This is a genomic window from Sphingopyxis sp. KK2, from assembly GCF_001990265.1.
GTDB lineage: Bacteria > Pseudomonadota > Alphaproteobacteria > Sphingomonadales > Sphingomonadaceae > Sphingopyxis.
Genome location: NZ_LYVN01000151.1, coordinates 1 through 9,170 on the forward strand (window position 1 = coordinate 1; position 9,170 = coordinate 9,170).

At 69.7% G+C, this 9,170-nt stretch carries 6 protein-coding genes; 3 read left to right on the forward strand and 3 right to left on the reverse strand.

Annotated elements, in window-relative coordinates:
- Positions 1–98: 98 nt before the first annotated feature.
- The 3 genes from B1A78_RS18395 to B1A78_RS18405 all read right to left on the reverse strand — a co-directional run bounded on the left by B1A78_RS18395 (position 99) and on the right by B1A78_RS18405 (position 3,592).
- Positions 99–1,964: a ParB N-terminal domain-containing protein gene (locus B1A78_RS18395; protein WP_077148359.1), complete on the reverse strand. Its 1,866-nt coding sequence runs from the start codon at positions 1,962–1,964 to the stop codon at positions 99–101.
- Positions 1,965–2,084: 120 nt separating this feature from the next.
- Entirely contained in the window at positions 2,085–2,597 is a 513-nt protein-coding gene (locus B1A78_RS18400) for a DUF2958 domain-containing protein (protein WP_077148360.1), read from the reverse strand.
- Positions 2,594–3,592 carry an ArdC family protein gene (locus B1A78_RS18405; protein ID WP_144037897.1) on the reverse strand — a complete coding sequence of 333 codons (999 nt, stop codon included), beginning with the start codon at positions 3,590–3,592 and terminating at the stop codon, positions 2,594–2,596. Before B1A78_RS18405 ends, B1A78_RS18400 begins: the two co-directional genes overlap by 4 nt.
- Before the next feature lie 1,026 nt (positions 3,593–4,618).
- Here B1A78_RS18405 and B1A78_RS18410 point away from each other — a divergent pair.
- The 3 genes from B1A78_RS18410 (at position 4,619) to B1A78_RS18420 (ending at position 9,139) form a co-directional block, all read left to right on the forward strand.
- Entirely contained in the window at positions 4,619–5,203 is a 585-nt protein-coding gene (locus B1A78_RS18410) for an RNA polymerase sigma factor (protein WP_051908344.1), read from the forward strand.
- Positions 5,200–6,108 (forward strand): FecR family protein, encoded by a 909-nt coding sequence (locus tag B1A78_RS18415; protein ID WP_077148362.1) that lies wholly within the window; start codon positions 5,200–5,202, stop codon positions 6,106–6,108. Before B1A78_RS18410 ends, B1A78_RS18415 begins: the two co-directional genes overlap by 4 nt.
- Positions 6,109–6,199: 91 nt before the next feature.
- The gene (locus B1A78_RS18420; protein WP_077148363.1) at positions 6,200–9,139 is read left to right on the forward strand and encodes a TonB-dependent receptor; all 2,940 of its coding nucleotides are present in this window, start codon (positions 6,200–6,202) and stop codon (positions 9,137–9,139) included.
- Positions 9,140–9,170: the final 31 nt, after the last annotated feature.

The following is a 9,170-nucleotide window of genomic DNA, read 5'->3' on the forward strand; positions in this document are numbered from 1 at the left end:
TCCCCGCGCCGCCCCGTCAGGGGCGGCGCGCCGGGCCTCCGGGCAGCAACAGGATCAAGCGAGAGGAAGGGCGGCGCGCCGCCGCCCTTCCCATCAAGTCAGGCCGCGAGCGCGGTGTCGCCGTCCGCCGCCGTGCCTTCACCCGCATCTCCGGTATCGGCATCGGCCTCGGTCGCGGTGCCGCTCCCGGCATCCGCCTCGGCCTCGACCGCCGCCGCCTCGGCTTCGCGCATGGCGTCGGCCTCGGCGGCGCGGGCGATGATGTGGAGCATCCGATCGTGCGCCGCGACGCTCCCGACCCCGCCGCGCGGGGTATAGGCGCTCGGCGCGAAACGCATCCAGCGCGGCACCCATCCCTCGACTTTCGGACGCCCGTTCGCGCCGTCCAGATGATCGGCGACGATGGTCTTGAGCACCTTCGCCTGCTGCCCCGAATTGGCGGCGGCGACGTCATCGCCCGCAACCTCGGCGACGATCTTGCCGAGCACCTCCTTGTCGCGAATCTGGTTCCAGAATGCGGCATCGGGGGTCCAGAGCTTCGCCATGTCGACGTCCAGATACTGACCGATCATCTCGACCGCCTCGCTGCCCGCCGCGAGCGTTTCGCCCATGACGATGGCAAGGATTTCGAGGACGACCGGATCGGGCAATTCGAGCAGCCGCGCGAAGATCGGCGCGAACTGGCGGTGACCCGACCGGCGCGCGGTGACCGTGAGGTCTTCTCCGTCGAAGCCGAGAACGCCAAGCACCGCGCGGCGGCGCTCGTCGAACATCACTTCGGCGCCGCACGTCTCGACGCTCTCCTGCACCTCGTCTTTCGCCGAGACATAGGACTGGACCTCAACGCGATAATGGTCGGCGCTCGCGATGATATGCGCGGCCATCGCGCGGAGCGCGACCCCGCCATGTTTCGCGAGTTCGGCGCGCACCGCCGCGTGGCGGTGCAGGTCGATATAGGTGCCCATCGAGCTCGTGACCTCGGGGCGCCCCGGCTTCTCGGTCACAGGTCCCGCCTCGGCCTTGGCTCGGGACTTGGCTTCCCTGTCGGTCAGAAATCCCTCGTGGAACTCGACCTCGCCGGTCCCGTGCACCTCAATATAGACGCGGCCACCCTTGCGCTTGCTCGTCTGGGTATGGTCCCAACGATGGAAACGCGGGGCGCGTTCGAGAATGACGACATCGCTCCAGCCGTCCTCGATATAGGCGGCGCGGCGCGCCTCGACCTCGGCCATCTGGCGCGTCCAGAAAGCGTCGGCGTCGGCGACCAACCTTTCGTCGTCGAAGAGGTCGGCAATCACCGCGAGCTTGGCTTCCTCGACGTCGAACAGCGCGTGCGCGGCCTTGATCGCATGGCCGCCGAATAGCCAGCCCTTCAAATTGAGACCCTTCGGGCAGTAGGCGTCGGGGTCGTCGAACAGCGCCAGCCAGGCGGTCTGCTGGCTCTTGCTCGCAAGCGTCAGCTGCTTGACCGTCGTCTGGTCGATATCGCCCGCGCGGTAGAGGGAGCGAATGCGCGGCAGGAGGTTGCCGAGCGCGAGGATGCGCTTCACCGTCGGCACCTCGAAAGCGAAGTCGGCGGCGATCTCCTCGACCTTGCGGCCCGCCTTGACCAGCTTGACGAACGCCTCCCACTGGCTGACCTCGTCGGGCGCGACGCGCGCGAGATTTTCGAGCATCGATGCCTCGATGGCGTCGGCGTCGTCCTCCTCTTCGAGAATGGCGCAGGGTAGCGGGCGCGCCGGGCCGCCCTCGCGGACGACGATGTTGGCGCATGTGAAGCGCCGCCGACCCGCCGTCACGCGGTGATGCCCTTCTTCCGCGCCGGGACGGACGAGCAGTGGAATAAGGACGCCGCGCTTGCGTATGCTCGGCAGGATATCGCCGACATAGGGGTCGCGGCCCTTGGCGCGCATATTGGCCGGATCGACCGACAGCTTGTCGAGCGGGATAAAATCGAGTTTCATGTCGTCACTCCATTCATTGGGGTGGCCGGTTTCCGGTTTCCGCGCCCGGGACTTCCATGGGCGGGGGAATGCCCCCGGAAACCGGCCTGACGGCGAAGGCGCGCCGCCTCGCCTTGCCGCCTAGTCTGGCGGAAGCTCGTCATTCGCCGCCGACGGCGGCGCCGGATGCTCTCCCGGCTCCTCGCCCTCGGGCGCCGGGGATTCGCCCGCGCCGGGGTTCGGCGAAGGGGAAGAATTGGAAGCGCGCGCATCGCGCGCCTTGCGGCGCAGCGCCGCCTCGGCCTGAATGATCGTCCCCGAGCGCCGCGCCGTGTCGGTCCAGACCGACAAAGGCGCGAGGCTCTCGAAATGTTCGTCGCGCTCGATGGCGAGGCCAAGCGGCAAGCGCACGTCCTCGATTTCGCGGAGCGAGAAACAGCCGAGTTCGGGACAGCCGAAACCAAGGTCGGCCAGCCCGAACAGCGTATCGCCGTCCTCGTCGATCTCGGTCGCGAGCCATGTCGCCGCGCCGATGGGATTGAAGAATTTGACCACCGGGCGCGGGTCGAAACGCTTATCCTGCGCGGCGTGGATGCGGCCCGTCAGGCCATTGGCGTTGAGCGCGAAGCGCAGATGCGCGGGAAGCAGGATCATTGCCCCGCCTCCTCGTCCGTCGCATCGGGGCGCGCCATGTCCCCGCCGCGCGCGGTTTCGGCGGCGGCCGCCGCGCCCTGCGCGGCATCCGGCACAAATCCGAGCAGATAGTCCGCCGCTTTCGAGGCGAGGCTCGCGGCCTTGAAGATCGCGCGCGTATCGGCGCGCATGATCGCGAGCCACGCTCCGATATAATCGGCGTGGCGGACGGTCGGCGCGATGCCGAGCGAAGCGCAGAGGAAGGCGCTTGCCAGTTCAGCGCAAAGCTCCTCGCGGCCATAGGCGGCGCTGCCGAAGCTGCCCGTCTGGTCGCGGCCCAGCCGCGACCCGTGGCCGGTCCAGTGGCCGAGTTCGTGGAGCGCGGTGCGGTAAAAGTCGATCTGCGCGCGGAACGCCTGCTGGTGCGGCAGCGCGACGAAGTCGCCCGACGGCGAATAATAGGCCTCGCCCCCGCCGATGCGGATATCGGCGCCGCTTGCGGCAAGCAGCGCCTCGGCAACCGGGATCGTCTCGCGCGGCAGGAGCAAGGGGTCGGGCGCGGTGCACCGCTCGGGGAGGCCCTCGACCTGCGCGACGTTGAACACGGTGAAGCGCTTGAGGAACGGAATCGAGCGGTCGCCCCCCTCTCCGCTCGCGCTTCCCGCGCCGCCGCGCCCCTCGGGGACGGAAGCGGGCGCCACCGCTGCGCCGTCCTCGCCGCCCTTCGGGGTGAAGCGCGCGGCGTAGAAGATCGTTATGCCCTTCTCGCCCTTGCGGACTTGTCCGCCCGCCTGCCGCGCTTGGTTGAAGGTCAGCCAGCCTTGCGAGGCGAAACCGCGCTGCACCGCTTCGGACCAGAGGATGAGGATATTGATGCCCGAATAGCTGCGCCGCGTTTCGGCGTTGCGCGGCAGACCCGGCGCGAAGGTGGCGGCGTCCCAAGGCCGCACCCACGGGATGCGCCCTTCCTCGAGTTCGCCGACGATGCGCGCGGTTACCTCGTCATAGAGCGACACCCCCGGCGCAGCGCCGCCCGCCCCGTCGCCGTTGCGGCGCTTGCCGCGCGAACGACCGCGCGTCGCCGCGCCGCCCGCGCTGTCTGCGCCCTTGTCGCCCGGTCGCGCGGGGCTTCGCGAGGGTGCGGCCTCGCCCAAGGATTGCGGGAATGCGTTCACGGTGCGTCTCCTTCGGACCAAAATCCGCCGCGGCCGGCCCCGGACAGCGGGGCGGGCGGCGAATCCACGGTCAGGGGACCGCCCAGCAAGGCGGCCGCGCACCCGCACGGCCGGAACGAAGTGGAGGAGCCCGGCGAAGCCGGGCTTGCGCGGGCGCCGGGCGGTCCCACAGGCCGTGCGCCGCCCGCGCCGATGTCCGAGGTGCCGGCCCACCAAAGCGCCGCCGCGCGCAGCGCGGCGTCCTCAGCCCGGGTTTGTCGGCCTATTCACCGCATCACTCCGGCGCCCCGAACGGCGCCGTGCGGCGATGTCGAAACGATCGGCCTCGATCCCGGCCCGAAGGGCCTGAAAACTCGCGCCCTTGGCGAGCCGCAGGCGCGGCGGCGTGCGCGCGCAGCTGTGCTTAGCCGCCGCCGCGCCAAGACCAGCGAGCCCAAGAGCGCAGCGCGGCCAACCGTGCGACGCGCGACCTCTGGCGGCGCCTGCCGCCGCCAGTGCGCGCTCCTTTCGGGCCGCGCTCATCAGCCGTGACTTTGTGAATTCCGTCCTCTGACCGACCTGGTCGAGCACAGCCGAGTCCAGGGCCGGCTCCCCGCCCCCTTCCGAATCCCGTCCATAGTCGAGCGGTCTCCCGGCAGACTCTTGCCCTTACGGCACAGCCGGTTATGCTGGTCCGGCATCGGGCAGCGAAGCGCCGGATGCCGGAGCGTGAGAACTCCGTTCGAGAGCGATATCCTTATCCATCCTGCCGGGTGGCCGTCTGCGCATGTCCAAGCCCTCGGGCCAAAGGCGGCGGCGCGGGTTTCTCGACCTGTTCTCAACGCCCGGCTTTCCGGCGTCGTCGCTGCCTCCTCGAAGGCGGACGCGATGGACTATGACGACAGCGAGAAGGACGGACGACGCGGCCTCGATGCCGCCGATCCGCTGCCGCCCGACGACTGGGCGGGTTTCGGCAGCATGGCGCGCGCCGAGGCGCTTTACGCGGCGCAGCGCCCCCTCGTTGCAAGCATCTTCCGGCGCAGCGTCCCCCCGCAGGAGGTCGGCGATCTCGTTCAGGAGACCTTCCGCCGCGTCTTCTCGGCCAAGGGCCATGGCGCCGGGCTGCTCGACGCCCCCGCCGCCTATCTCGCCGCCGCGGCGCGGAGCATCCTCAAGAACCGTGCGCGCTCGGGGGTGCGCAATCTGCACGCGCTGCATCACAGCTATGAGGAGCAGGATATCGCCGGCCCCGATCCGCACGCTGCGCTCGAGGCGCGCGACATGATCCGCCGCGTCGAGGATGCGATCGCGCGCCTCGCTCCCGCCACAAGGGATGTATTCCTGCTGCACAGGTTCGACGATCTGAGCTATCCGGAGATCGCAAGAATCAAGGGCATGAAGGTCAAGCGCGTGGAAAAGCATATCGCCAAAGCCCTCGTCGCGATCCGCAAGGCGCGAGACGCGCAATCGTGACGCACGAGCAGCGCGAGGCGGCCGACTGGGCCGCCCGGATGCGCGGAGACCCGAGCGATGCCGACCGGCGGTCGTTCGACGCCTGGCGCGCCGCGCCGGGCCATGCCGAGGCCTATGCGCGCGCGGTCGACGACTGGGCCTATTCCGCGGGAACCTCGCGCCAGCGCATCGAGGCGAAAGCGCGCAGCGAACGCAATGCGCCGGGAAGCCTGCGCTGGGCGGTCGCGACAATCGCCGCGATCGGGCTCGCCATCGGCTTCGCATTCTATCTTCAAAGCCGCGGCGACACGCCGCAGATCGCCGCCGGTCCGATGCTGCCGGGTCAGCTGAAGCTCGCCGACGGCAGCGCCGTCACCCTGATGGACGGCGCCTGGGTCAATCCGCAGCTCTCGGACAGCGAACGCCGCGTCATACTCAATGGCGGCCGCGCGCGCTTCGATGTCGCGCACGACCCCGCGCGGCCCTTCGTCGTCGTCGCCGGCGGCTCGGAGACGGTCGCGCTCGGCACCGTCTTCGAGATCGACCTCAGGCAAGCCGCACCGCGCATCACGCTGATCAAGGGCGCGGTCGAAGTGCGGTCGCGCGCCGGCGGCGACCGCCTCCGGCTCGCCCCCGGCCAGGCCGCCGACGTGATCGCCAGCGGGCCACAGCTCGTGACGGCGATGCAATCGCCGGTGCCCGCGACGCTGCTCGACGCCGACGAACTGCCGCTCGGCGCAGTCCTCGCTGCGGCGAACAAGGCCGGCGCGGCGCCGATCCGCCTTGCCGACCCGGCCCTCGCCGGGCTCAAGGTCACGGGCCGGTTCGACGTCACCGACAGCCGTTCGCTCGCGCGCACGCTCGCGGTGGCGCTCGATCTCGCGGCAAGCGAACAAGGCGGCGAAATCGTCCTGACGAAGAAATAATCCACCCCCAACGCACGCGAGGGGGGTGAGCCCCTTCCCCGGTGTTCTGCACCCCCGGACGGCCAATGACGGCCGCATTCGGGAGGGTAGAATGACATCGAAATATCTCGCGGTCCTGCTGGCGTCGGGCGCGATCCTGGCCGCAACCGCACCGGCCGCGCAGGCGCAGGCACAGACAGCCCAGCGCAGCTACGCCATTCCGCCGCAGGATCTCGGCGACGCGCTGCGCCAATATGCGGCGATCTCGGGCCGCGAGATCGTCGCCGCCTCGAGCCTCGTCGCGGGCAAGCGCAGCGGCCGCGTCGAAGGCCGCCTGACCGCCGATGCCGCACTCTCGCGTCTCCTCGCCGGCACCGGCCTCACCGCCGAGCTCGTCGAAGGCCGGCTCGTGGTCCGTGCGGGAAACGGCGCTGCGGCGGACGAAGCTTCGATTGACGCGGCGAGCCACCCGGCGATTATCGTCACCGGTTCGCGCATTCGCGGCGCGGGTCCGATCGGCTCGCCGCTTGCGACGATCGACCGCGACACGCTCGACCGCAGCGGGCGCGCGACGCTTGCCGACTTCATCCAGACGATCCCGCAGAATTTCTCGGGCGGCCCGACCGAAGCCAATATCGGGATGAGCAATCGCGGCAACAGCCTCAGCAACATCGGTTTCGGCTCGGCGATCAACCTGCGCGGCCTCGGCCCGGGCGCGACGCTGACGCTGTTCGACGGCACGCGCCCGGCGCTCGGCGGCGCCTCGGGCGCCTTCGCCGACCTGTCGCTGGTGCCGTCGGCGGCGATCGAGCGCGTCGAAATCCTCACCGACGGGGCGTCGGCGATCTACGGGTCGGACGCGGTCGCGGGCGTCGTCAACGTCCGCTTCCGCAATCGCTTCGACGGTGCCGAGACGCGGCTTCGCGCAGGCACCGCCGATGGCGATTATGGCGAAATTCAGGTCAGCCAGATCGTTGGAACGGGCTGGGCCACGGGCCATCTCGTCGTCGCGGGCGAATATTATCACCGCGGCAACCTGCCCTCGACCCAGCGCGCCTTCGCGAGCGAGGATCTCCGGCCGTTCGGCGGCCCCGACCTCCGCTCCAACTATAACAATCCCGGCACGATCGTCGCGGCAAACGGCCGCCGCTTCCATATCCCGGCAGGGCAGGACGGTCGCGATCTCAGCGCCGCCGACCTCATTCCGAGCGCCGACTTCAACAGCGGCGACGGGCGGCGCCATGTCGACATCCTGCCGGAGCAGAAAAATGCGAGCCTCTATGCGAGTGCCGAACAGGCGATCGGCGATCATGTCAAGCTGTTGGCGCGGGCTCTCTATGCCGACCGGCGCTTCGAAGCGCGCCGCCGCCTGAACGGAACGATCCCACTCACGGTCACCGCCGCCAACCCCTATTATGTCGACCCGATCGGCACCGGCCAGCCGATCACCGTCTATTATGATCCCGCGGCCGATTTCGGGCCCGAAGGCGTGCGCGGCCGAGTCCGCGCGCTCAACACCGCGCTCGGGGCGCGGGCCGACGTCGGGCGCTGGGAGATCGAAGTCGCCGGCGGCTACGGCCTGCAGCGCGAACATTATGACGGCGTCAACCTGATCCACTTCACGCGCCTGCCGCAGGCCGCGGCGGCGTCGACGTTCGCGACCGCGCTCAATCCGTTCGGCGATGGCGCGGTCAACGACCCGGCGCTGATCGACCGGCTTCGCGGCAGCCTCGCGGTCGATACGCGCTACCGCGTCTGGACCGGGGCACTGCGCGCCGATGGCCCGCTGTTCCGACTTCCCGCGGGCGAGGCCAAGCTCGCGCTCGGCGCCGAATATCGCCGCGACCGCCTCACCTATGTCCAGACAAGCGACCTCGTCGGCACCGCGCCGCGCACCGACGGCATTCCGGGGCTCCCCGACAAGCGGATCGTGCGCTCGCTCTACGCCGAGCTCGCGCTGCCCGTCTTCGATGCCGACGGCAGCTTTCCCGGCGAACTCTCGCTCTCGCTCGCGGGGCGCTACGAAGATTATTCGGACGTCGGCGACACCGCCAATCCGAAGGCGGGCATCCGCTGGACGCCGCTCCCCGGCCTCGCGCTGCGTGCCTCCTACGGCCGCTCGTTCCGCGCGCCCTTCTTCGACGAACTCGTCGGCACGGCCAACGCCCGCTACCAGGCGATCCGCGTTGCCGATCCGGCGTCGCCGACCGGGCAATCGATCGTGCTCGCGCTGTTCGGTTTCCGGCCCGATATCGGACCCGAGAAAGCGACAAGCTGGACCGCAGGGGTCGATTTCGAGCCCGCGTTCCTGCCCGGCGCGAAGCTCGCGCTGACCTGGTTCGACATCGACTATCGCGGCCGCATCGCGTCGGGATCGGCCGAATTCCGCAACTTCCTCGTCGCGCGCGACATCTACGCGCCGCTGATCGAGGATAATCCGGATCCGGCCGTCGTCGCCGCCTATTTCGCCGATCCGAGCTTTTCGAACGCGATCGGCGCCGCGCCGGGCGACGTGCGTGCGATCATCGATGTCCGGACGCGCAACCTCTCCTCATCACGCGTCCGCGGGCTCGATTTCGACCTCGGCTACAGCCGCCCGATCGGCGAAGGCCATATCGACCTGTCGTTCGGCGGCAGCAGGCTGTTCGAGATCGACAACCGGCTCATCGAAACCGCGGCGCCGAACAATGTCGTCGGCACGCTCGGCAACCCGGTGAAGCTGCGCCTGCGCGGACGCGCTGGCTTCACGCTCGGCGCCTTCGACGGCGGGGTCGCGGTCAACCATGTCGGGAGCTATCGCAACCGGACGATTACCCCCGAGGAACGGGTGAAGAGCTGGACGACGGTCGACCTCCAGCTCGGTGCGCGGATCGCCGGCGCCGATGATCCGGGCGGACGGTCGCTCCGCCTCGCGCTCAGCATCAACAATCTCTTCGACAGCGACCCGCCCTATGCGCGCTTCCAGTCCATCGGCTCGGCGATCGGTTACGATCCCGAACAGGCGAATGCGATCGGGCGAACAATCGCGCTCCAGGCGGTTGTGGCATGGTGATGCTCGCGAGCCTGCTTGCGGTCGCGGCGGC

Bases quoted from the DNA above. Each gene is read 5' to 3' on its own strand.
- B1A78_RS18395 (WP_077148359.1), bottom strand. From the start codon at position 1,964: ATGAAACTCGATTTTATCCCGCTCGACAAGCTGTCGGTCGATCCGGCC.
- B1A78_RS18400 (WP_077148360.1), bottom strand. From the start codon at position 2,597: ATGATCCTGCTTCCCGCGCATCTGCGCTTCGCGCTCAACGCCAATGGC.
- B1A78_RS18410 (WP_051908344.1), top strand. From the start codon at position 4,619: ATGGACTATGACGACAGCGAGAAGGACGGACGACGCGGCCTCGATGCC.
- B1A78_RS18420 (WP_077148363.1), top strand. From the start codon at position 6,200: ATGACATCGAAATATCTCGCGGTCCTGCTGGCGTCGGGCGCGATCCTG.